At 48.7% G+C, this 23,708-nt stretch carries 17 protein-coding genes; 11 read left to right on the top strand and 6 right to left on the bottom strand.

Annotated features, from left to right (window positions below; genetic code table 11):
- Nucleotides 1–25: 25 nt before the first annotated feature.
- Genes IYN85_RS17310 through IYN85_RS17300 form a run of 3 tightly spaced genes read left to right on the top strand, consistent with a single transcriptional unit; the run spans nucleotide 26 to nucleotide 3,621 of the window.
- Nucleotides 26–1,798 carry a carbohydrate-binding protein gene (locus tag IYN85_RS17310; RefSeq protein WP_230390829.1) on the top strand — a complete coding sequence of 591 codons (1,773 nt, stop codon included), beginning with the start codon at nucleotides 26–28 and terminating at the stop codon, nucleotides 1,796–1,798.
- A 45-nt stretch (nucleotides 1,799–1,843) separates the two neighbouring features.
- Nucleotides 1,844–2,629, top strand: coding sequence for a peptidylprolyl isomerase (locus IYN85_RS17305; RefSeq protein ID WP_196160194.1), 786 nt, complete (start codon nucleotides 1,844–1,846; stop codon nucleotides 2,627–2,629).
- The gene (locus IYN85_RS17300) at nucleotides 2,626–3,621 is read left to right on the top strand and encodes a HupE/UreJ family protein (RefSeq protein ID WP_196160193.1); all 996 of its coding nucleotides are present in this window, start codon (nucleotides 2,626–2,628) and stop codon (nucleotides 3,619–3,621) included. Before IYN85_RS17305 ends, IYN85_RS17300 begins: the two co-directional genes overlap by 4 nt.
- 9 nt (nucleotides 3,622–3,630) lie before the next feature.
- Here the strand turns inward: IYN85_RS17300 and IYN85_RS17295 are convergent, their stop codons facing one another.
- Entirely contained in the window at nucleotides 3,631–4,689 is a 1,059-nt protein-coding gene (locus tag IYN85_RS17295; protein WP_196160192.1) for a hypothetical protein, read from the bottom strand.
- Nucleotides 4,690–4,921: 232 nt separating this feature from the next.
- Here IYN85_RS17295 and IYN85_RS17290 point away from each other — a divergent pair, with 232 nt between their 5' ends.
- Nucleotides 4,922–5,818, top strand: a complete 897-nt coding sequence (locus IYN85_RS17290) for a hypothetical protein (RefSeq protein ID WP_196160191.1) — start codon at nucleotides 4,922–4,924, stop codon at nucleotides 5,816–5,818.
- Between the two features lie 56 nt (nucleotides 5,819–5,874).
- Here the strand turns inward: IYN85_RS17290 and IYN85_RS17285 are convergent, their stop codons facing one another.
- A complete protein-coding gene (locus tag IYN85_RS17285; RefSeq protein ID WP_196160190.1) occupies nucleotides 5,875–7,260 on the bottom strand; it encodes a response regulator in 1,386 nt (461 codons plus the stop codon).
- A gap of 396 nt (nucleotides 7,261–7,656) precedes the next feature.
- Here IYN85_RS17285 and IYN85_RS17280 point away from each other — a divergent pair, with 396 nt between their 5' ends.
- The 7 genes from IYN85_RS17280 (at nucleotide 7,657) to IYN85_RS17250 (ending at nucleotide 19,119) form a co-directional block, all read left to right on the top strand.
- A complete protein-coding gene (locus IYN85_RS17280) occupies nucleotides 7,657–10,116 on the top strand; it encodes an acyl-CoA dehydrogenase (RefSeq protein ID WP_196160189.1) in 2,460 nt (819 codons plus the stop codon).
- 861 nt (nucleotides 10,117–10,977) lie between these two features.
- Nucleotides 10,978–13,104 (top strand): choice-of-anchor B family protein, encoded by a 2,127-nt coding sequence (locus IYN85_RS17275; protein ID WP_196160188.1) that lies wholly within the window; start codon nucleotides 10,978–10,980, stop codon nucleotides 13,102–13,104.
- 87 nt (nucleotides 13,105–13,191) lie between these two features.
- The gene (locus IYN85_RS17270) at nucleotides 13,192–14,115 is read left to right on the top strand and encodes a FixH family protein (RefSeq protein WP_196160187.1); all 924 of its coding nucleotides are present in this window, start codon (nucleotides 13,192–13,194) and stop codon (nucleotides 14,113–14,115) included.
- A 13-nt stretch (nucleotides 14,116–14,128) separates the two neighbouring features.
- A complete protein-coding gene (locus IYN85_RS17265) occupies nucleotides 14,129–15,373 on the top strand; it encodes a cytochrome-c peroxidase (RefSeq protein ID WP_196160186.1) in 1,245 nt (414 codons plus the stop codon).
- 408 nt (nucleotides 15,374–15,781) lie between these two features.
- Complete coding sequence (locus IYN85_RS17260) at nucleotides 15,782–16,240, top strand: hypothetical protein (protein WP_196160185.1); 459 nt, start codon at nucleotides 15,782–15,784, stop codon at nucleotides 16,238–16,240.
- A gap of 58 nt (nucleotides 16,241–16,298) precedes the next feature.
- The gene (locus IYN85_RS17255) at nucleotides 16,299–16,844 is read left to right on the top strand and encodes a hypothetical protein (RefSeq protein WP_196160184.1); all 546 of its coding nucleotides are present in this window, start codon (nucleotides 16,299–16,301) and stop codon (nucleotides 16,842–16,844) included.
- Nucleotides 16,845–17,529: 685 nt separating this feature from the next.
- Nucleotides 17,530–19,119 (top strand): endonuclease, encoded by a 1,590-nt coding sequence (locus tag IYN85_RS17250; protein WP_196160183.1) that lies wholly within the window; start codon nucleotides 17,530–17,532, stop codon nucleotides 19,117–19,119.
- 360 nt (nucleotides 19,120–19,479) lie between these two features.
- Here IYN85_RS17250 and IYN85_RS17245 read toward each other — a convergent pair whose 3' ends face one another.
- From IYN85_RS17245 to IYN85_RS26475, 4 genes are all read right to left on the bottom strand, one after another.
- A complete protein-coding gene (locus tag IYN85_RS17245) occupies nucleotides 19,480–20,478 on the bottom strand; it encodes a transposase (protein WP_196160182.1) in 999 nt (332 codons plus the stop codon).
- Between the two features lie 881 nt (nucleotides 20,479–21,359).
- On the bottom strand, nucleotides 21,360–21,656 hold the full coding sequence (locus tag IYN85_RS17240; protein WP_196160181.1) for a hypothetical protein: 297 nt from the start codon (nucleotides 21,654–21,656) through the stop codon (nucleotides 21,360–21,362).
- Nucleotides 21,653–22,525, bottom strand: coding sequence for an RHS repeat domain-containing protein (locus IYN85_RS17235; protein ID WP_196160180.1), 873 nt, complete (start codon nucleotides 22,523–22,525; stop codon nucleotides 21,653–21,655). The genes IYN85_RS17240 and IYN85_RS17235 overlap by 4 nt, the downstream gene beginning before the upstream one ends.
- A gap of 13 nt (nucleotides 22,526–22,538) precedes the next feature.
- Nucleotides 22,539–23,624, bottom strand: coding sequence for a calcium-binding protein (locus IYN85_RS26475; protein ID WP_196160179.1), 1,086 nt, complete (start codon nucleotides 23,622–23,624; stop codon nucleotides 22,539–22,541).
- Nucleotides 23,625–23,708: the final 84 nt, after the last annotated feature.

The following is a 23,708-nucleotide window of genomic DNA, read 5'->3' as shown; positions in this document are numbered from 1 at the left end:
CAAAAAGACAACAAGGATAATCCGAATGAATTACCGGCTTAAGCTTACGGCCATTTCACTGGCAGTGGCATCAACCGCCTTGTGCACAGTTGCGAGTGCGCAACTGTTTCAAGCAGAAGACTATACCTGGTACAGCGACACCACCACCGGCAACAGCGGTAGGCAATACCGCAACGACAATGTCGACATCGAAAAAACCAGCGATGTTGGTGGCGGCTACAACGTGGGCTGGATCGCAAAAAATGAATGGCTTTCCTACGAAGGTTTGGATATTTCCGAAGCGGGTACCTATCGCATATCCGTGCGCACCGCCAGTCCCTATGGCAGCCAGCTGCGTGTGGAACTGAATGGTGGAAACATTTTTTTAGGCGACATCACCGTTCCTAAAACCGGTGGATGGCAACAATGGCAAACGACGCAACTGGAGGTCGACATCCAACCTGGTCAATACAGCTTAGGTGTGAAAGCGCTCGCCAGCGGATGGAATTTTAATTGGATTCAAATTGAAAAAGTTCGCACCGACCCACCGGCAACCAGCCGCATCGAAGCGGAAGACTACGACGCGTTTTACGATAAGTCCCTCGGCAATATCGGCGGCGCGTACCGCAACGACCATGTTGATATTGAAATCACGACCGACACGGGCGGTGGCTACAATGTAGGTTGGTGGCAAGCCGGTGAATGGTTGCGCTATAACGATGTCACGTTTCCCGTATCCGGTTACTACACATTTTCGGCGCGTGTTGCGAGCGAAGCCGGGGGTGGCGGTATCGAATTCGATTTAAACAAAGGTGCGATTAAATTAGGGAAAGTCGCTATTCCGTCCACCGGTGGTTGGCAACAATGGCAAACGGTGAGCCAATCGGTTTATGTTGCGGCTGGCACCTATCCAGTCGGCGTGTATGCAACCTCTGGAGGTTTCAACCTAAACTGGATCGACATAGTGCCCGGTGATGCACCACCCGTTGACGCACGATTTAACACCGATAAAAGCCGAGGCGAATGGACATTAGTCGTCGTTCCAGATACGCAGCACTATTCGCAAAACAGACCGAACGCACCTATCGCCCACATGCGCACCGCGTTCGACTGGCTTGTCGCCATGCGTGACACGTTGAACATTCAATTTGTTCAGGGTCTTGGTGACATCACCGAAACCTGGGATTCGGATTGGGAATGGCAGAACTCGACGTCCGCCTGGTACAAGTTATATGGCGAAATGCCTTTCATGCCAATTCAGGGCAACCACGACTCACCGCAAAGTTTAAATAAATACTTTCCGGTCAGCAGTTTTCAAAATGAGACTTGGTATGCGGGCGACTTTGGCGGTATCGAAAACAACTATGCATTGATGGATATTGGCAACGAGCGCTACCTGTTCCTGCAGCTGGAAGCGTACGATCAGTACTCGCCTTATCGCCCGGAAGGACTTGCCTGGGGGCAGCAGATTCTGCGTCAGTACCCAGACCGGAAAGTCATTCTGGCGACACACGATCTGTGGGCCACGCAAACCATCAAGAATAATATCCTGACCAAGTTTGATAACGTCATTCTGGCCAATGCCGGGCACGACTGTGTGCGCGAAACGCACTACACCACCCGTGGACCGAACGGAGGTCTGTCACATAACTTTGTGTCCGATTACCAGTGCGACGCCAACGAAGTAATGCTGCTGCGGTTTTACAAATTCAAACCATTGGAAGACAAGGTGGAGTATTACACTTATTCACCGGTGACCCATACGTTTGAAGTGGATGCGCAATCCGAAGGCGCCATCATTATTCCACAGGCAGACTAACTGACCTTGTCCGCTCGACAGTGCCCGCTTCAGGGCACTTTTTCCATGATTAAACAGAGTCAGAACAACATGAATATCTTTTTAAAACAGCCAGCTGTCCACTTCCTGTTGATCGCGGGTCTTATTTTTTGGGGCAGCCGTTTGTTGCCCAGTGAACAGCCGACGTTGATAATTTCCAAAGCGACCTATGAAGGTATTGTCTCGTTGGAACAAGCGCGGAAGGGCAGCACACTGACCCGCCAAGAAACGGATCAGGCCTTGCAAACTTACATCGATAACGAACTTCTGCTCACCGATGCATTAGCCTCTGGTGTGCATCGTGATACCACGCTTGCGCAAATGATTATCCGCAAGCATAAGGCCTTCCTCACCGCGACCTTGCCGATGCCCGAGGACGACGAACTGAAAGAATTTTTTGAACAAAACCGCGAACAATTTCGCGCACCCACTCGCTATTCCCTGAATTACCGATGGCAAAAAAACCAAACAGCCACATTACTGAAAACGTCGCAAACAGCAGACAACAACCAGTCCTCACAAACCGGTCATCTGGTGGACGTAACACAAGAGCAATTAAGCGCCTACTTTGGCACTGTATTGACTCAGCACATCACGCAATCCACGCCGGGCAGTTGGCATGGTCCATTTGTTGACGATCCACAACCTCCACTTTGGGTTCAGATCACCACAACATTGAATGGCGCAGATCCAGACTTCAACGAACAACGTGACTACGTGCTGGATGCCTGGCGCAAAGATCAGGCGACCCGACATCTGGAGTCGTACCTTCACCAATTAAAACAACAGACGCGGATCGAGGTCGAATCATGAGTCGCCGTTGCAGTGTGTGGAATCTTTTTTTCCTATTCTTACTCTTCGGAAGCACGCGGGTTTTTGCCCATGATGCCGGGTTAATCGACGTCCGTATTGAGCAAACCGCGCCACACCGTTTTACCATGAATATCCAGGGCAATTACGGTGACCTGTCCTTTTTATTGCCTGAATGGCCAGTCCACTGTCATTACGACAATCCGGCAACAACGTTTCAGATGCCCCGTCGCTTTCTGGTGAACTGTGATGAGGTGTTTTCACGTAGCGACCAGCTCAGCTTTGCTTGGCCGGTGGCGGGCCTTTACCTGCAATGGGACGCGGATAAACAATCGCATATTCGTGTATTGCAGCCGTCAAAAGAAGGTTTCGCCAGTATAGCTCTGCACGAACTGACGGGGACGCAATTTTCCTCTGTTTCAACCTTGATGACGTTTACCGGTATCGGTTTTGAACACCTGATGGGTGGATACGATCATCTGCTGTTTGTCTTTACTCTTTTCCTGATTTTAACCTCGACGCGGCAACTGCTCTGGGCGGCCAGTGCTTTTACACTGGGGCACAGCATCACATTGGCGTGCGCCAGTCTTGGGCTGTTCGCACCGGAGCCAAAACCGATCGAGACCTGTATCGCTTTATCCATTGTCTTCATGGCACAGGAAGCCTGCGTCAACAAACACCATTCAACCGCCACGAAGCGTTATCCGATGCTTTTCTGTCTGGTGATTGGCCTGCTACATGGCTTAGGATTTGCCGGTGCCTTACAGGATATCGGCATGCCGGAACATCAGCTACCCGCCGCGTTGGTCGGGTTCAATGTTGGAATTGAGATTGGCCAGGTCATGACTCTGTTAGTACTTTTAACGCTGCAGAATGCGTATCGGGCTTTTCGGTCCACATTCAGGTTTAACACGATGCGCTGGGACCAACGTTGGTTGACCTACCCGATTGGCATTGTGTCTTCCTACTGGGCAATCAGTCGATTTTTCAGCTGAGTCCTCCGGTCAGGGGAGATACCAGTGACCACTGTTGCGGTCAAAACGAAGATAAAGGTGGATGTCCTGAAACCGATCGTCGGCATTATCGACATCGGTGAATTCGGCGATGGTCTCATTCACGAAAAGACCTTTTTCCTGTAGCGCAGCGATAGCCGCGGGTGATCCTGCCACCCCATATTGGTACGCCAAGCGAGTCCGCTCCAGGTAACCGGTATCGGGTCGGATATCGTCAGCGTAACGATCCGCCAAATGCACCGCCCACATCTGCTCTGCAAGCGCATACATGTTGTCGTTACCCTGTTGCTGCAACACGTCAAAATACAAGCCGGGCTCCGGGTTATTAACCGCTTGATTCAAAAGAGTTTCCCTTCGCCCCCAATAGTCCACTTCCGCAGTAGCGGCTACCAGAGACGCAGGCACACTGATGACATTGTTCTTGGCAAACTGATCAAAAATCGCCAGAAAGGCTTCCGCCTCCTGCAGATGCAGTTTGTTTTCATACGACAATGTGATGATATGTCGATTGCGAATATGCAGATGCTCGGTGAGTAAATGCGCATTCGATTCATTGATTTGCTCTTTCAACACCGCTTGCAGATAACTGTCACGCTCTTCAGCCGCAGCTGCTTTTATAAACGCTTCCGGGTCATCCAAAAACCATTGTTTCAGTGCGAGCAACACCAATGGATTATCAACGACCACAGTTTGACTGATAGCGCCGTTCAATCCGGATTCGGTCACTTTGACGCCGTTCAGTGGGTACTTAAACTCGCGACGGATCTGCTGTAAGCGATTGTCGAGCGCGCGTTCGTCGGTTCCTATGCTCACGGCGGAACTGCGCTGGGCATCGGCAGGCTCAGCGATTTCGGCGATCACCGGGAGTTCCCGTTCAATCAAAGGGCTTCCTTCACCCACACGCGGCGGCCTCTTACCCTCGTTAACCACCGGTTGGGAATGATACCGACTCAACGTGAGCACAAAGCCCACGCACCCCACTGCGACGAGAACCGCAACACCAAACACAACTCGCCACACCAAACGTCCTCCGGTTGCATTCAACGCCATGAAGCCCCCTATCCGCCCAACAACACAGAGTTTTAGTTTAGATCATCTGATACGGGTCGCTGACAGGGCTGGATCTGCCCACATACTCACGAACATGGTCACAGCTCACAACTTGGACAATTATTTCGATACTTTGATCACACCCCGGAAACAAGCCAGGTGCCAACGGTTGCTGAAATTGATAACGTCATAACAGAATTTCGCTAAACGGATTTGGCACGAACACACGACAATGAAACTAATTTCTTTCTTCCGCACGACCCTACTTGTCATACTCATTCTGAGTTCTCTATTAGCCAGCCTGGCCTTTGGCTATTATCAATTTGGAAACCGTAACGCCATCCCTGAATGGGAATTCACGGTGTTCGGCTATCAGATAACAGCTGGCAAACCGCTCTTACAGATTGAAAAAGCACTAGAGAAACTCGACTTTCTGAACAGCCAGTTCAAACAACTTTCGCAGATTGCCAACGACATTAAACAGCAGTTCTTGGACATTCAAACTGGTTTCCAATCCACGGAAGCCACCGCCGAAGCAACACGCCTTGCCATAGCCAATGCCATTACTCGACTAAACGAACTGGAAACATCGCTGGCGCAACAGCAGTCCAACATGAAAGACAAGGAACTGGCGATAGAACGACAAGCCCGCGCCCTTATCGAGGCTGAAAAAACCATTAAAAATCTGCAGCGACAGCTGCGGGCGGTTGAGGTTGAGCGTTTAGACAATGACGCTCTGGCATTGGAATATGAATTGGCGCGTTTGTCGCGCGCACTCGCCGAATACCCGAGCGAGACGCAAATTATTCAGACCTCGGTACGTCGAGGCATTATCGTGCTTCTCATGCCGTGGGTACTTGACACCAGCCAACAGATTACACCAGCGGCCAACGACTTCTTAACCACGTTGGCTTACGTGCTTGAAAACCTACCGACGGCGTCCGTACACATTGTACAGATACCAACAGCATCAACCGAAGTTAACCGATGGCACAGTGACCACTCAGCGCAACTCGCTGAGAGACTGATCGACAGAGGTGTGGTTGCAGAAAGAATTCTGATCGCGAGTCAACCTGTCGACGCAGAGGTCGACAGGAAAAGCAGTATTGAAATCCGTATTCATTTGTAAGACATGGTCATTCTGTGAAAGCCGTTAACGCACTGTTTTCAATCGAGCTAATTCGTTTATGAATCCGTCGGCGTAATCGCCAGCGCTGCCTTGGGTGCTGAAGACTGTTGTATGAAGTCAAATTCCAATCGGTTGTTCACCGCCGCAGCGCGGTTCCATTCACCGGCAGATGGATTCAACGCCAAGTCAGGGTAATTTACGCGAGAAAATGAAGAGCCCATTGCGTCCAACTTAAGATCAATGCCCGGATAGTAAAGTGCCAGTACCGACAGATACTGCTCAAATTCAGGCAACTCCAACCATGGGTAAGTTGCGTCTTCAAGCGGCTCCAACTCGCAATCAGCGACCGCAGAGTCTTCTGGCGCCAAGTAACGAGCACCCCACTGAGTGTGCAATTCACAAAACTGGCCCGAGTGGACCTTGACCACCACCAACCCGGTAAAGTTATTTTGCTCAAGATGATCGAGTAATTCGGTCAAATAGTTTTTTGTTTGTGTCGACAGTATGCTGGATTGATAAGGTACCTGCCCATGCTGGTTGATTGCCCAGGAAAACGTCCCCAAGCCCAATTGGAAGTCGGTTTTCTCTAGCGCCGGTAACACTGGCGCCGAAGCCTGCGCTGTAAGAAGAGTGTTCTGAACATCCACCCATTGTTGCTGATACTGCGCTAACTGGTCGAAAACCGCCTTCTGGAAAGCTCGTTCCTGTTCAACGCGTTCAACCACTAAAAACCCCACCAGCCCGACAGCGACCATGGCCGCCGTCGCGGTTATCAAGCGCTTTCGAAACGTGGGTTTACGAGCACTTAAAACCATCGCCGGAACTTTTGCGGCAAGACTGTCGACAAGCTCATGCTGATCCTGCTTAATGGAATCGCGCTGTTCATTAAATAATTGCCGGAACAGATGCCGCATGGTGTCTTTTTCGAGCTCTTCGCTCGCACTGAGCGCCAACTCTTCAAGGGTATTTTTTGTTTTCGGCCGTGCGGTAATCTCTTCGGAGGGAATGGCAATGGGCTTTGGTTTAGAGACCACAGCAACGTCATCTTTGGATGGGATCAGTTTCAATTTCTGTAGCACATTCTCCAGCTGCACCGGCTTCAATTTTTTTGGCAAGACGCCGACAGCCCCCAAGGCCCTCGCCTGACTGACATACACTTCGCCATCTTTGGAGGTGTACATCATAATGGGAATCATGGCCGTTTTAGGATCGTTTTTAATTGCCTGAACGGCTTGGAAACCATCCATACCAGGCATCATATGATCCATAAAAATAACATCGGGTTTAAACGAACTTAACGATCCCAGCGCTTCTTCAGCAGACTCTGCCGTTTCAACCTTAATGTTATTCGCCATTAGCATTTCTTTTAACACATAGCGAGCGAGTTTCGAATCGTCTACAACCAACGCGGTTTTCTGACCCGGCAGAAAATCCTTCTTCATAGTGGCTTCTTCCATTCAATAGAAATCGCCTCACTATATCGAAACATTGCGTTTAACATCGCGATTCCGATCACATACTGATCGCATGGCAGCGTGCCATATTGAAAACGTATGCTATTAAGTTGTAATAAAATGTAGATCAAACACGCGCTTTAAATCGCACAGTCAGGCTGGTGGTTTTATGAAAAAAGTAACCGGCTCACCCTTGCCTCTTAGGAAACAATAGCCACCACAGCAGACCACTGATTCGCCGAGGAAAAAAATCACCGCCGATTTAAGCCTGCCAATGCAGAAAATAACGGTTTTCACCATCCAACGGGTTACTCTGCCCGTAGTGTCCAACACACCAAAACCAGCTACGCTGTAATCTGGATCACAAAGGAAAAGAGGTCTGCTATGTTAACGTTTATTATCTTCTTACTGACCCTGGCCGGACTCACTTGGGTAATGCGCCAGGAATTCGGTGCTCTGGCTGCCGTCGGCGTTTTTCTCTTCTTCGGAGCCCTGTCGATGGAACTGGCGTCACCACTCTATGGCGTGTTGATGTTCATCGCCAGTCTGGCCACGCTGATCATCGGGTTCGGTCCTGTCCGCCGACTTTGGCTGTCCAGCAAAGTTTTCGACATCTTCAAAAAAATCGCGCCCAAGGTCTCTGCCACTGAACAGGTCGCGCTGGACGCAGGCACCGTTGGCTGGGACGGCGAATTATTTACCGGCCGCCCAGATTACAGCAAGCTACTGGCGAACCGGCACACGGGACTAAGCGATGAGGAGCGGAGCTTTCTTGACCATCAGTGCGTGGATGTTCTGTCACAGTGCAACGGTTGGGATATTGCCGTGGAGCGCGCAGATTTGCCGCCCGATGTTTGGTCAACGCTGAAAAAAGAAAAGTTCTTCGGCATGATCATTCCCAAACGATACGGTGGCTTGGAGTTTTCCGCCAAAGCGCAATCTGCGGTGCTGCAGAAACTGGCTTGCAACGAAACCTTGATGGTCACCGTTGGCGTGCCCAATTCGCTCGGTCCTGGTGAATTGCTGCTGAAATATGGCACAGAGGAGCAGAAAAACCATTACCTGCCTCGCCTGGCCGACGGCCGTGAAATTCCCTGTTTCGGTTTAACCGGTCCACGCGCGGGTTCGGATGCCACATCATTGCCGGATACCGGCATCGTCTGCAAAGGTGAATTCAATGGTAAGGAAGTTATCGGCCTGCGCCTGAACTTTGAAAAACGCTGGATTACACTCGCCCCTATTGCCACTGTGGTAGGGCTGGCCTTCCGCATGTTTGACCCAGACAATTTATTGGGCAAAGGCACCGATCGGGGCATTACCTGTGCACTGATTCCTCGTGACACCCAAGGTATGGAGATCGGTCGTCGGCATTGTCCAATCGGCAGTCCCTTCCTTAACGGTCCAATTAAAGGAAAGGATGTGTTTATTCCGCTGGATTACATCATCGGCGGCGAGGAAATGGCCGGCGAAGGCTGGCGTATGCTTGTGGAATGCTTGTCCGTCGGTCGCTGCATTACGTTGCCATCCGGCGCGGCCGGTGCCGGTGCCTATGCGTTAGCAACGTCAGGTGGTTTCACACGGGTTCGCCGTCAATTCAACACACCCGTGGCTGAAATGGAAGGTGTGCAGGCACCGCTGGCGCGCATGGCGGCATACACTTACATCGCACAAGCGGCTGTACAGCAAACCGCCAACATGGTCGACGATGGTCAAAAACCGTCCGTGCCTTCTGCCATTCTGAAATACCATTTGACAGAAATGCAACGCGCCATTCTGACCGACGCTATGGATGTACACGGTGGTAAAACCGTAACCCTAGGGCCGAAAAATTATTTGGGCATTGGCTACAGCAGTTCGGCGGTGTCGATTACCGTAGAAGGCGCCAACATCATGACCCGCTCGTTAATGATCTTTGGTCAGGGCGCCATTCGATGCCACCCATATGTCCTGCAGGAACTCGCCGCCAAAAATAACAATGACGCCAAAGCGTTTGATAAAGCGGTGTTTGCACATGTCGGCCTGGTACTGGGTAACGCCACGCGTGCGTTAACCTTGGGGCTGGGCATTGCAAAACCGGCGGTCCCCTTTACCGGCCCGGCGAAACGATACGCACAAGCGCTCTCCCGCTTCAGTGCAGCCTTTGGTTTGTGCAGCGATGCGGCGATGGCAACCTTGGGCGGCGAACTGAAAATGCGCGAACTGATCTCCGCTCGCCTGGGTGACATGCTGTCGAATCTCTACCTCGCTTCCATGGTGCTCAAACGCTGGCAGGAATCTGAGCAGATTGAAGGCGAACAGGCGGTGATGGAATACAGTTTGCAAATTCTGCTGCACCGCACCGAACTGGCTTTATCTGAGTTTCTCGACAACCTGCCGGCACGATCAGTCGCCATAGCATTGCGCGCAGTTACCCTGCCGCTGGGTCGGCGCTGGAAACTGCCAGCGGACAATGACACGCGGAAATTGGCCAAAGCCGTTTCAACGGACAGTGCAATCCGTCGTCACTTGATCCAAACCATCTGGAACGATGAAAAAAATGTTGGCGTGGAAAATCCGGTTGCGCAGTACAACAGCCTGTTAAAAGACTACGACAAAGCCGAACCGCTGTACCGCAAAATCAGCAAAGCCTATGCGAAAGGAGAATTACCAGAGCAAGCGCTGCATCCGGAAGAACGTTTCACAGCTGCGGCCGATGCCGGTGTGATCACGGCAGACGAACTGGCGTTCATGCAAGATTATGAAGCGAAAGTTCTTAATATGTTGATGGTCGATGACTTTGCATTCGATGCATTCGCAAAAGACAAAGAAACGCTGATTCAACACAACGAAGAAAAGGCTGCCTAAAGTATTTAAAAAACAGACCTCGTTAGCCCGGAAATTCATCATAGGTCGAAAGCTGTAGGATGCAGCGATATTTTGATCGATAGGGTGAAATTTCCGAGCTAACATGAGAGGTCTTCACCTATTTCGGTAAGCACAAGAAGCATGACTTCAACCTTGATGAGGTCACCAACGTAATGACCAAGCGATCCATTGCTGGCATCACTGATCTACTATGGTCATTCAAATCGAACCCCTAAAAAACCAATCGTCAAAATTTTCAGCCACTCGCAAATACACATCTCGCTTCCATGCATAACAACACGTCACCGCGATGTCGAAAAATAAAAACTTCACAAGTGGACTCCCTGTTCACAAAAACAAACAGCACTGCGACACATTTTTTTGGATCTCAAAAAATAGTTATTCATTCACCATGGCATCGAATGGGCGATTACCATCACACCATTCCTTATTGTTACCTTTCGGGTATTTCGTAACACTTTTGTATCACCCTTACGCTCGCATGCTCCGTTAAGACGCACAACATCTGATTTTTTTTAGACACGGTTGGCAAAAAAACAGCCGTTCGATCACTGGTCTGTTAATTGCTTAACGAGCAGGCCTCCTCAACTTTATTCACAGTTGTATTTTAAGGGCACCTATTGAAAGTACGTCCGACTCTGGAATGGAACGCGACGTAGTTGATATAGGTGTCCTTGAATAAAGCAGGCGGTAAGGCTCGCCTTCAAGTACTCACGTGACTGAGTCGCGTGAACCAAACCATACCCTGGTTTGTGTTCACCTGACGCAAGAGAGTCTCAGCTCAGTTCACATTTGCAAGGTGCGCATAACTAAAAAAAGATACCAACAGGATCTAATAAAATGAATAACTGGATCAAAAGAACGACCCTAGGCTTAAGCGCCGTATGGCTATCGTCCTATCTGTTCGGACACAGCTCAATGTTCCCCGATGGTTTCGAATACGACGATACCCTCGAAGGATCACCTGCAAGTTCCGAACTGTTACTGGACTCAACCAATGCGATGGCCATACAAAATGCCACTGCAGCGACCGCCTGCACCAACGGCACAGCAGGCACTTACCCCTGTAAAGCCGTGGACCTGATGTCATTCGTGGCCAAAGGCAACATGGGTGGCGGCAGTGCCAATTTAAACGACATCTGGGGCTACACAGACCCAGTGACTGGTGATGAAATTGCCATTGTCGGTCGCACCAACGGTACGTCCTTTGTTAACGTCACCGATGCCGCAAACCCTGTTTACCTTGGCTTTTTACCCTCGCACAATAACGGCAGTGACTCCTGGCGGGATGTAAAAACCTATAACGACCATGCGTTCATTGTCGCCGATGGCAGCGGCAACAGCTCACACGGCCTACAGGTATTTGACCTGACAACACTGCGCAACGTCACACCGGGAAGTACGCTATCTGAAACGGCGCACTTAGGTGGCTTTGGTAATGCGCACAACGTTGTCATCAATGAAGCAACCGGTTACGCCTATGTTGTCGGCAGCAATCAGTGCAGTGGTGGCTTGTATATGGTGGACGTATCGTCACCTCAATCGCCTACATACGCAGGTTGTTTCTCGGGCGATGGCTACACGCACGACGCGCAGTGTGTCGTTTACAACGGACCAGACAGCGCCTACAGCGGTCGTGAAATCTGTGCCGCCTACAACGAAGATACCATTACCTTGGTAGACGTCACGGTAAAAACCAATCCACAACAAATTTCCAGAACCCCCTATCAGGGATCGCAATACACCCACCAAGGCTGGTTCATGGATGACACACACAGCATACTCATCATGAACGATGAGCTGGATGAGCAACGCAATGGCATTAACACCACATCTTACATCTGGGATGTAACCGATCTGGATTATCCCGTTGAACTGGGCCGTTACGTCGGACCTACTGCTGCGATCGACCACAACCTGTACACAAAAGATGGCTACATTTACGAATCTAACTACCGCGCTGGTTTGCGTATATTGGATGCATCGGATATTGCCAACGGTAACCTGACAGAAGTGGCTTACTTCGACACCATTCCCGGTTCCGATTCCGCTCAGTTCTCCGGCACCTGGAGTAACTACATCTACTTCGCCAGCGGCAATATCATTATGAGCGATATTGGTAATGGTTTATTTACCGTGAAGCCAGATTGGGACGCCATCAACAACCCTGACCCAGAACCCACAACTTACTGCGCCGCTCAGGGCAACGACGCAAGCTATGAGTGGATCAGCAACGTCGGTATCGGCAGCTTCAGCAATAGCTCTGGCAGCGCGAAGTACAGTGACTTTACCAGTCAATCCATTGCGCTGAATGTTGGCAGTACCGCTGTTAGTCTGGCGCCTGGGTTCGGGAGCAGCACCTATAACGAGTACTGGAAAATCTGGATCGACCTGAATGGTGACGGAGACTTCGACGACGCCAATGAAGAAGTGTTCAGTTCAGGGGGCCTGTCTAAAACCACGGTAACGGGTAATTTAACCATACCGACCGGCACGGCGCCGTTAACCACACGGTTGCGCGTCGTTATGCGCTACAACGCGGCGCCAGTCGCTTGTGGTAGCTTCAATTACGGCGAAGTAGAAGATTACACCGTCGTGATCACAGATGACGAACCGCCACCACCCAGCGACACCTACGAAAACACCGCAGACTTTGCCATTCCGGACAACAACAGCACCGGGATTTCCAGCCCGATTGTTGTAGACCGTACTGGAAATGCAGGCACCGTCAGTGTTGATGTCGATATCACCCATACCTATATCGGTGATCTCATCGTCGACCTTATTCACCCGGATGGCACGGTTTATAACCTGCACAATCGTTCCGGTGGCAGCGCCAATGACATTCAGCAAACCTACAGCGTAAACGTAGGCAATAAAGTGTCGACCGGCACCTGGTCTTTGAAAGTCCGAGACCTCGCTAACCGAGACATTGGCACGCTTAACCTGTGGCGCATCACGTTTTAATTTAACGTAGCACTCACTCAGAAAACACAGTGACGCCTTCGGCGTTGCTGTGTTTCATACGTATAAACAACCTATAAAATGGCGACTATGAATCGACTAACGAACCTGCTACTGATTTTATTCCTGGGCACAAATGTATTTGCCAGCTCAGAACACGCTCACTCACTTCTAGAACCTTCCGCGCTGCTGGAATCTGCCGGCTATACCTTAGCGCTCGCACAATCAACCGAACTGCGCGCTGTCGATGTCCTAAAGAATGCGAACAACTTGCGTAACACCGTGAATGAATTGCGCGCCAAGGAGTACAAAGCGGAAGACGATACCGAAAAGGAATTGCTGCACGCACAGGTTAACCTGCTAGCAGAACAACTGCAGCTGTGGCAAAACGAAGGCGCTCAGCTTAGGCAACTCGCTAATGAAATGAAGCATTCCGCTTCGGAACTGTTGCCCATTGGTTTTCAAGCCTTATGGCCCGACCAACTGAAGTTCGTTGGCGCTATGCAACTGGCTGGCAATGACCATGCCCCCATGGCCCACAACACAACGATACGCAGCGTACACCCGACCATGCTGGGAAAAATGACGGATGGAACCGTCACCGAGACAGCCGACGACATGACATTGGCCATGCCATCTATGACAGGGCAATCCGCACCCGAGCAACTTAACGTTTCCACCTTTCAGGTGTCACGCGAGTTACATTACTTTGCCCACATTGAACCGGCTAATTCAGACAGCCATACCATTCCCCTAAACACCATCCACCAATGGCATCTGTTTCTGACCGACCAAAACGGCATGCCTGTCAGCAACGCGCAGATTGAATTCAGCGGACACATGCCGGGTCACGTTCATGGTCTGCCAACCCTGCCCAGAGTCACGCAAGAAATGTCCCCCGGGCTATATCTTGTGGACGGCGTAAAATTTCAGATGAAAGGATGGTGGGTGATCGAATTTATAACCAAACAGGGTGACATCAACGACTCCATTCTGTTTAACTTAAACCTGTAAAGGACCCTTGCTTATGAAGTTCATACGTTGGGTTTTGCTCGCGCTGATTTCAGGTTTCACCACCGTCGCAGCCAACCCGAATCAATTCAGCCAACAGGATATCGCTTTGCTAAAAACCTTTACCCTGTCAGCGTTGGGAGCGTTGCCTGAGGCTCCGGACAATCGATGGGCAGACGATGACGCAGCCGCGTCTCTCGGTAAAGCCCTTTTTTATGATCCAGCGTTAAGCCGCAATGGTACTATTTCCTGTGCCAACTGCCACCAACCTGAAAAGTATTTCACCGATGGTTTGCCACAGTCTGTGGCGCTGGGTACAACCAAGCGAAACAGCCCATCGATCCCCAATGCCATTTACGGCCCCTGGCAGTTTTGGGATGGTCGAGCAGACAGCCTGTGGTCACAAGCCCTTAAACCATTGGAGGACGACAACGAACATGGTATCAGCCGAATTGCGGTGGCACAGTTAATCGCAGAAAAATACGCCACCGAATTCGCTGAGATTTTTGGTGACGAACAACGGCTCGCTGACATCCGTACCCTTGCCATTGACGCAAGCAAAACACCCGTCGTATCCCCCGAGCAGTCCGCTGCGGTGAATAAGGTGTTCAGCCACGTTGGAAAAGCCATCATGGCCTATGAACGAAAGCTAACCTTGACCGACTCGAAATTTGACCGGTTTGTTCAAGCACTGGAAACCAACGCCGGAAATGCGCTGGCGCAAGACACCTTCAATGAAACAGAAATCGCAGGTTTGCGGCTATTCATGGGCAAAGGAAATTGCGCCAGTTGCCATAACGGACCTTTATTCACAAACTTTGAGTTTCACAATATTGGTGCACCAGAACCGGATATAACGGACGTTGACCTTGGTCGTTACGCGGGTGTTGAAACACTGAGAAGCAGTGAATTTAACTGTTTATCGGTTTACAGCGACGCCGTACCCGAACAGTGCGACGAAATGAATTTTTTGAAAACACAGGGTCCGGAACTGGTTGGGGCGTTTAAAACACCAAGTTTACGCAATGTGAGCCAAACAGCGCCTTATATGCAATCTGGGCAGTTAGCGACACTGACCGACGTTGTCGCACACTACAATTCCCCAGTGCCGCCGTACTACGACCGAGAACAACACCCGAGCCGACCTCATTTCGACATTATTCCACTCAAGCTCACCGAGGAAGAACAGGCGCAATTAGTGAGTTTTTTGGAAACACTGGTTTCACCACTGCCACAAAACAACCCTTGGTGGTTTCCGTAGTGTGAAAACTGCAGGGATGAATAAAAAAACAGCAAAGGACTGCTGTCATGATAAAACCAAATACCTTTTTGATTTCTCGGCGCTCCGCCAACTAATAAATGGACTTATTTATTCCCGCTCAAGCCAGCCCTATCATCGCCAGCCCTAGCCTTGGCCACTATTTCTATATCCTTATTCATTGACCTCATCGTACCAGAAACACATTTTCGATAGCCATCACAAATCTGAATGTTTCTTTTCATTGGGAGAGGGAGCAAACCTAAAACTTGTGACGGCTCTCTAAAGAAGGCTGTTTACATAGCCTTGACCAAGGCGAACAATGCATTCGCTTTCGGAAGGAGCTGTAGCGAGAGCGGTTAAAAAAACAAATCTAAATGTTTCGCTTCATCCTGATATAGGAGATATCAAATGAAAGTTACTTTACTAAAAGCAGCAGTGATTTCTGGTTTCATTTTGTCAGCGTCCACACTGGTTCAAGCCTCGGACAGGTCTACTTACACAGCGTACACTTCTCAGCGTGGATCGACGGTTACCATCCCCGTCGCGCGTGTTGCCGAGCTTTGTGGTGATGCCGATGGTTGTGAAATACGAATGGGGATGTACAACTGGGACGGCACGGGTCGAACAGCGTCTCGTAGCTCCCTGTTTTATTACAATACAAGTAAAGGCACCTGGCGCGCCGAAAGAAATGATGCCGCTGGTACTACCGACAACAACACCACAGAGCATGTCATGAACGCATGGTCATGTTACTTCACTGATGGATACTACTCGAGCTGGTATAACCACGGCGACATTAACAAAGACTTTGGTGTGTTATCTTGGGATCAATACAATGCGACTTGTCGTGTCACGTTGATCGACTAAAGAGAGACTGGCCTGGCGCATGCGCCAGGCATTTTAACGTCTAGAACAGGCTCGCGTTATGAAATTTTTTGTATCTGCTCTGCTATCTCTCTTGGCTGTTACCGCATTTCTCTTGACGACGCATTCCTCGCAAGGCAATGAAGTTTTGTTGGATAGCGCGCAAGGTCATCACATCAACATCGAACCGGTTCACCTCATTCCATTAGGCAGCGAAATTCAAAATGAACGTGATGACATTTCGCGGAGCCATATCGTTAGCGATTTAAAAGACTCGTCCAATAATTTAAAAGACGCTACGCAATCCACTGAGCAACCCATTAACGTCGCAACGCTTGAAAAAACGGATATCAATTCTGTGATTATTGAACCGACACCGGACAACGCCGATCTGCTTGCCACGGGTGAGTTCGCAGACCAAGTGAATTTGCAACCACTGCCTTGCTCTTCCGATTGTGCCGATGACTGGGATGAATTCGCGCCGGCCACCGGCGAATATAGCAATCAAGTAAATTTATACCCCTCCTCTATTGAAGAAGAGCTACCTGAAGATGTTGATTTGGAGTCGCATCCATCGACAGTGACGGGCAGCTATATTGATGGATAGAACGCATAGGCTAGTGTCCTGAGTCAGAAGTTCGTATCGTTTCAGAGCTCATAGGAAGCGCTAGTACAAGGCGCTCTTTGTAGAGAATATCGAGATCTTTTCAAGAAGAGCAACGCCGTAATAATATTTTCCATGAGCTCCCTTTGGGCACGTCATTCAAGCTCTCTAGCGTTGTTCTGTCTCTTGCCAATGGAACAACCATTGACCGCGAGACACGCCTAGCTATAAAGCTTGAATGGCACGCTGAATTCTTGCGAACTTCTGACTCAGGACACTGGGGTTGATTTGTAATGATCGGCGGCATTGTCGACGTGCTCTATCCAGCCTCTTTGATGTCTATCATTCTGTCTAATTTGGCCATTAATGCCACAGGAAACCGCGCGGCAAGCACAATGTGAATCACCTTAAAAAAGCGATCGCTCCTTTCAAGATTTAGCTTTTGCGTGGTATGCCCTAATTCAGGATCTCCCCTGTCATAATGACGCTATACGTTTGTTCCAATACAGATCAAATCTGCGAAATTTAGGCTTGCTTCCAATCCATAAACCTTAAATAAATCAATTAGGCAAGATTTAAACAAAAAAATTTTGTGAACTGCGTCTTAAAAACACTGTTCATAATTTGACCTTTTGATCAATAAACATTCATATGATCTCCTTCTATCAACCCACGTAGTGAGACAACAATGAATAAAAAGCAAACGGGGTGGTTCGCAGGTATACTGCTACTGGCTCAAATCAGTGTCGCCGATGTCATCAACGGTGACTTCGAATCGTTCACCAATAACGTGCCTGACAACTGGACAACCATTGACAGTGGCATTTCTGTCTCTCAGAGCACCACGGCCTATCAGGGTAGTAGTGCCGCCAGCATCGTCGTGAACACCAGTACGCAAAGCTCAACCGATTTCTTGCAGTCCATCGCTGTCCGTTCGGGTGAATCCTATGATTTCAGTGTCTGGGTGTATCACACGGAAGGTAACGTACGTGCCCGACTGATTGTCGACGGTTATCAAAGTTTTTCCGACAACCAAATAACCCATCAATGGCAGCAACTCAGTTATCGCTACACCGCCAGCAGCAACGGGTCGATCAATGTCGGGCTCCGATTTTACGATGAAGCCGGTTTCGATGGTTCCGAAGAAGTCATGGTCGACCTGTTCGAACCCACTTCCGGAAACCCATCCTGCGCTAATAATCTCAATGTTTCGCTGCTGACCGACAATTATGGATCGGAAACCAGTTGGACGCTGATGAGCGGAAATACACAAATAGGCAGCGGAAACGGCTACAGCAGCAACACCCAGTACAGTGACGACTTTTGCCTCAGCAACGGCAATTATGTGTTTACCATTCAGGACGAATACGGTGATGGAATCTGTTGTAATTACGGCTCCGGCAATTACCAGCTGACGGTCGACGGGACCACACTCGCCAGTGGTGGGCAATTCAACAGCGTGGAAAGCGTCAGCTTTACCCTACCGTCATCAGGTTCCGGGAATGATTACGACGGTTACTACGAAAATGCCACCGGCCTAAACGGCTACGCGTTGAAGACTGCCTTGCACACTATCATTAGCGGTCATAGCACTCAAAGTTATTCCAGCCTGTGGACTTTTTTCTCATCGCACGAAAAAGACAATTACTACGAAAATGACGGCACTATTCTCGACATCTATTCTGAAAACCCGAGCAACAGCGATCCATATAATTACACCGCGACTAACGACCAGTGTGGTACTTATGTTAATGAAGGGGATTGCTACAACCGCGAACACGCGTTTCCTCGCGCCTGGTTCGGTGGCGCCGTAGCGCCGATGAATACCGACATACACCACATTTTTGCGACCGACGGCAAAGTCAATTCGTACCGAAGTAACTACCCGTTTGGTACCGTGGGTTCGGCCAGTTTCACTAGTCGCAATGGCTCGCAACTGGGCTTTTCCGATGCTGGTCTTGGGTATTCAGGAACTGTTTTCGAACCCATTGATGAGTTCAAAGGCGACCTATCCCGTGCGTATTTCTACATGGCCACGCGATATCAGAATGAGATCGGCAACTGGGAGAAAAACACAACCAATTCCGACGCCGTTTTAAATGGCACCAGCGATCAAGTCTTTGAAAATTGGTTGTTGGTCACGCTTAAAAAATGGCACAGCGATGATCCGGTCAGTCAAAAAGAAATCGATCGTAACGATGCCGCTTACGCCTTTCAAAACAACCGAAATCCGTTTGTGGATCACCCTGAATTTGTAACGATGATCTGGGGAGACTGATCGCTCTAATCTTTTAACCATTTTCGCCAGATCTACCCAGCCAATTGAACCATGCTTGTCCTCTCAGAACTAGCATGGTTCGGTTAATCAAAAACTTCTTTTGCCCATGGTTTTATATTGCACGTGTAGATGAATGAGGTGTTTAAAGGGCTTTCCCATTTGCGAGCTACATGGACGCTTTACAAAGATACTGGACAGGCACCTTAAGGAACACAACTGAATCGTACACCAAACCTTGTTTGTGTTGGTCTCCTTTCCAAGATTTTAATCGAATTTATCTGTGTATCGTCGTGTTTCTGGTTTTGCGGGCATACAAATTCATCAGCAGATGCTGATTGTTCATATTCTCAAATTAATTCTCTATGCGAGTAATTCGTTTGTATTGGGCAAACGCTGATAACCTAGCTTCTTGCAGGTGTTTTTTATTTTATCAGCCGTACCGGCAAATTGCTTGAATGATGATTCAAAATACTGAGCGCTATAAATCCAGTTTTTAGGTTCGATATTTAAGCGGCTTAGTATCGGTGGCAGCTTTTGATGAATGGCTCCACGTTTATCGTCTCTTAGAATACGCCCGGTCCAATCGAGTAATTCCAGATAATCTTCGAGCTTAAAAGGTAAGCCTTGGGGCATGACTTGTTTGGGATTACCTACAAATGGCATGAGCGTGCGTGGCTGAAAAGGTGCGGGAGTATGAGTTGGCGTCTTTTGGGCTTCTTTTATGCGTTTTTGCCCGGATGTGTGGTTGGACGTTTCGGGCGAAGCTGCCATGTTTGCGCGAACGGGGTTCAAATCAACATAGGCCAAACAGGCGGCCAGTGCTTGTTCATCCAGCAGTGCCTGAGACTTGAATCCCTGGTCCGCATCCGGCTCCCAGAATTTCCCAGTGCATTGATCTTCAAAGTTCGCTTCTTTGGCGATGCCTTCATTCAGCACTTTCATAAACCAACTTAAACTGCCTAAGCGTTCGCGCCATTGCTCGGCAATCTCTTCAATAGCGCTTAGCTCTGCGTCACAAAGCGGCTCGTTCTGCAAAAAACGACTCACTAGGTGATTGCCTTTAAATACGGTATGCCAGCGCTCTAATACTTGTTGAGTGCTTAAACTGGCTTGCCGTTTTGTGTTGATGTGCAAAACAACGTGATAGTGATTGGACATGACGGCATAGGCGCAAACATCGATACAAAACAACTGACCGAGCTTTAATATGCGCTTTTCAACCCAACCACGGCGATGTTCGTAATTCTGGCCATTGTAGGCGTCAACGCCACACAAAAACGCGCGGCGAACACAACGTGAAACGCAGTGATAGTATGGGGTTGCCTCTATCGAGACCTGACTTTTCCTTGGTTTAGGCATAAACGAATCCTTGGATATGCAAACATACTGATCATATAACCAGCATCATGCGAAATCGTCAACCCTTGAGGTGCCTGTCCATTTAAGTCCGAAATCGTCAACCCTTGAGGTGCCTGTCCATTTAAGTCGGGATTCAGATCTCCTTTTCTCCATTTAATACCCTTAAGGTGCCTGTCCATTTAAGTCGTAATTCTGGCCATTGTAGGCGTCAACGCCACATAAAAACGCGCGGCGAACACAACGTGAAACGCAGTGATAGTATGAGGTTGCCTCTATCGAGACCTGACTTTTCCTTGGTTTAGGCATAAACGAATCCTTGGATATGCAAACATACTGGCTTTTAACCAGCATTGTGCGAAATCGTCAACCCTTAAGGTGCCTGTCCATTTAAGCTAGTTAAGTCGTTAATACGTTAAGGTGCCTGTCCATTTAAGTCAGATTTAAGTCGTTAAGGTGTCTGTCCATTTAAGTCTGAAAAAACAAAAGCCCCGATCCGAAGATGGGGCTTTGTAGTTTGGGACAAAGTGGCGGCTTAAAGTGTCTGTCCATTTAAGTTAATTAATGGTTAAAGTGCCTGTCCATTTAAGCTAACAAGGTACATACACAGCCAAACCAATACAGTAATTTTTACGACCCACAAAATTTTCAGCGCTACCTTATAAAGCATGAAGAATAAGACTCCTATCAATGTTACTCGTTCGCAATTTTGGATTCTTCATACGATTAATGCTTAAAGTGCCTGTCCATTTAAGCTAAAAGCGCGAGCTACATTTAAGCTACATTTAAGCTATGGGTAATCTTTCGGATGGTAAAGAGTGAAAGAGAAAAACCCCGATCCGAAGAATCGAGGCTTTCTAGATTTAACTGAAATCCATTTAAAGTCATTTTGGAGGCGGATTGAATACGGGTAAAGCTCTTCGATACAAATAAGTGTAAACGACAACTAGCCAAGGAATGGATACAAAGAACTGCACCTTGTCACTTCCTATATGCTGAAGTACAGAAACAAACAGGATGAAGTTCCCACAAAACAAGCACGCGCCAACAATCTTTAGAGCACCAGGAAGATTGATTCTTCTAAGTAGTTCTATTTTTTTAATTGCCAATTCAAAGACAAAAACAGTAAGGCTTATGCTCATAAGAGTAAGCACAAAACTTTGAAATAAAGGCTCAATCATTGCTGACATCCGCAAGGATCACTCGGCTCAAGATACGCACCAATTCCTCCCTGAGTAATTCCTCGCAAAGTTGCCATTGGAGCAAGGAACGAAGTTGCAAAGACCGTTTGGCTAATAGCTGTAGTACCCATATTCCCCCACTTAGCTGCGCTAGCAACATTAAAGAAATACGTAGGTCCAGGTACTGCACTTAAGCACACTTGAAGCAGCGAAAATTTAGCGCATGGATCATATGTCATTGTTAACAATTGTCCTGCTGCGTTAGTTCCGGCAGCTACAGCGCTGGAAGTAACCCAAGAGGCTGCAACAGTTCCAGATACTGAAGGATTTAATGTAAGGGCTCCAATTCCACCACCAAGGACTCCTCCCCAAAACGTCGACTTTGCTAATGTCCAGCCTGATTGACCACCCATTTTTGCAGAGGTGTAAGCACCTAAAGAGCCAGAGACAAAACCAATAACCGCACCACCACACCAAGGGCAAAGGCCGTAGGGGTCATCATATATTATTGGATTTCCCCCAACATACCCATAGGTATTTAACCCGCCACCAAGCCCAATCGGATCACTCTGGATATACCTTCCCAAACTCGGATCATAATCCCGGTAGTAGTTGTAGATATAGCCAGAGCCGCTATCAGAGTATTGACCAGGAAAGCCAGCAGGAAATCCACTAATGGAATCTATCTGTGCGTTCGTTTCACCAAAAGGTTGGGATTCTACCTGCCAAACGACAGCTTGGTTTGAATCCGTTAAAGCTTTGGGTGTGCCTAGGTGATCGTTGTGTACAAAGTACATGTTTGAGTTGGCGCTTACACTTAACGATGTCAATCCAACCATTAACAAGAAAATCCATTGTATATTTTTCATTTGTTTGTTCCTTTTAGTTGGGTTCAGTCAGGACTGGATTTTGTTGAAACGTGTCTGCGGGTGTTGAAGTTCCATCTGCAAAGACAAATTCGTCAACCTGATAGTTAACCGAACTAAACCAGCTCTTAAACAGCATCTGATCGGTTGTCGAAGTCAGTTTGATAATCAAATCGTTACCTGACTTCAAGAACGTCACTTCATTTACAGCAATGTCGACAAATAACACCTGGTCGACTGCCGATGAGCTTGACTCATATTGATTGACCGTATCCTGCCCCATGCCAGCTTCGAACACATAGACATCGCTGCCTGTATCTCCACTTAAGATGTCATTACCAGCGCCACCTTCTAGTGTGTCATTGCCAGTGCCGCCATTAAGATTGTCATCGCCTCCGTTACCTTCAAGAACATCATTACCGTTACCGCCATTGAATGTATCAACTCCGGAGCCACCGATCATGATGTCATCTCCGGTATAACCATTGGCGGTGTTTGCTGTATCAGTAGAGCTAAAATCTGTCATTACTGGATTGTTCGTAAAGAAATCAGACACTTTGTGCTTGATCTCTCCAAACACGAATTCGTCAACCTGATAGTTAGTCGAACTAAACCAGCTCTTAAACAGCATCTGATCGGTTGTCGTAGTCAGTTTGATGATCAAATCGTTACCTGACTTCAAGAACGTCACTTCATTCACTGTAACACCTACGAACAGTACCTGATCAATAGCCGTTGAGCTTGTCTCATATTGATTGACCGTATCCTGCCCCATGCCAGCTTCGAACACATAGACATCGCTGCCTGTATCTCCACTTAAGATGTCGTTACCAGCGCCACCTTCTAGTGTGTCATTGCCAGTGCCGCCATTAAGCTTATCTTCGCCCGCTCCACCTTCGAGTACGTCATTACCGCCGCCTCCATTTAAGGTGTCAATACCAGCTCCGCCTTGCAGGGTATCATTACCATTGTTACCACTTAGTGTATCCGCACCAGAGCCACCAATCATAAGGTCATCACCCGCGGTACCACTGGCGGTATTTGTTGTATCGCTACTACTTAAGTCCGTAACAACGACGTTAACTGCGAAGAATCCAGTCACTTTGTGCTGAGTGGCAAGCCCCTAGTTTCTTAGACACTCATTAGCTTCTCAAAATACTGTTTCTCGTACTCGACCGGAGACAGT

The organism is Reinekea sp. G2M2-21, from assembly GCF_015687175.1.
GTDB lineage: Bacteria > Pseudomonadota > Gammaproteobacteria > Pseudomonadales > Natronospirillaceae > Reinekea.
The sequence above is the reverse complement of the archived record's forward strand: the minus strand, read 5'-3'. Positions and strand labels throughout refer to the sequence as shown.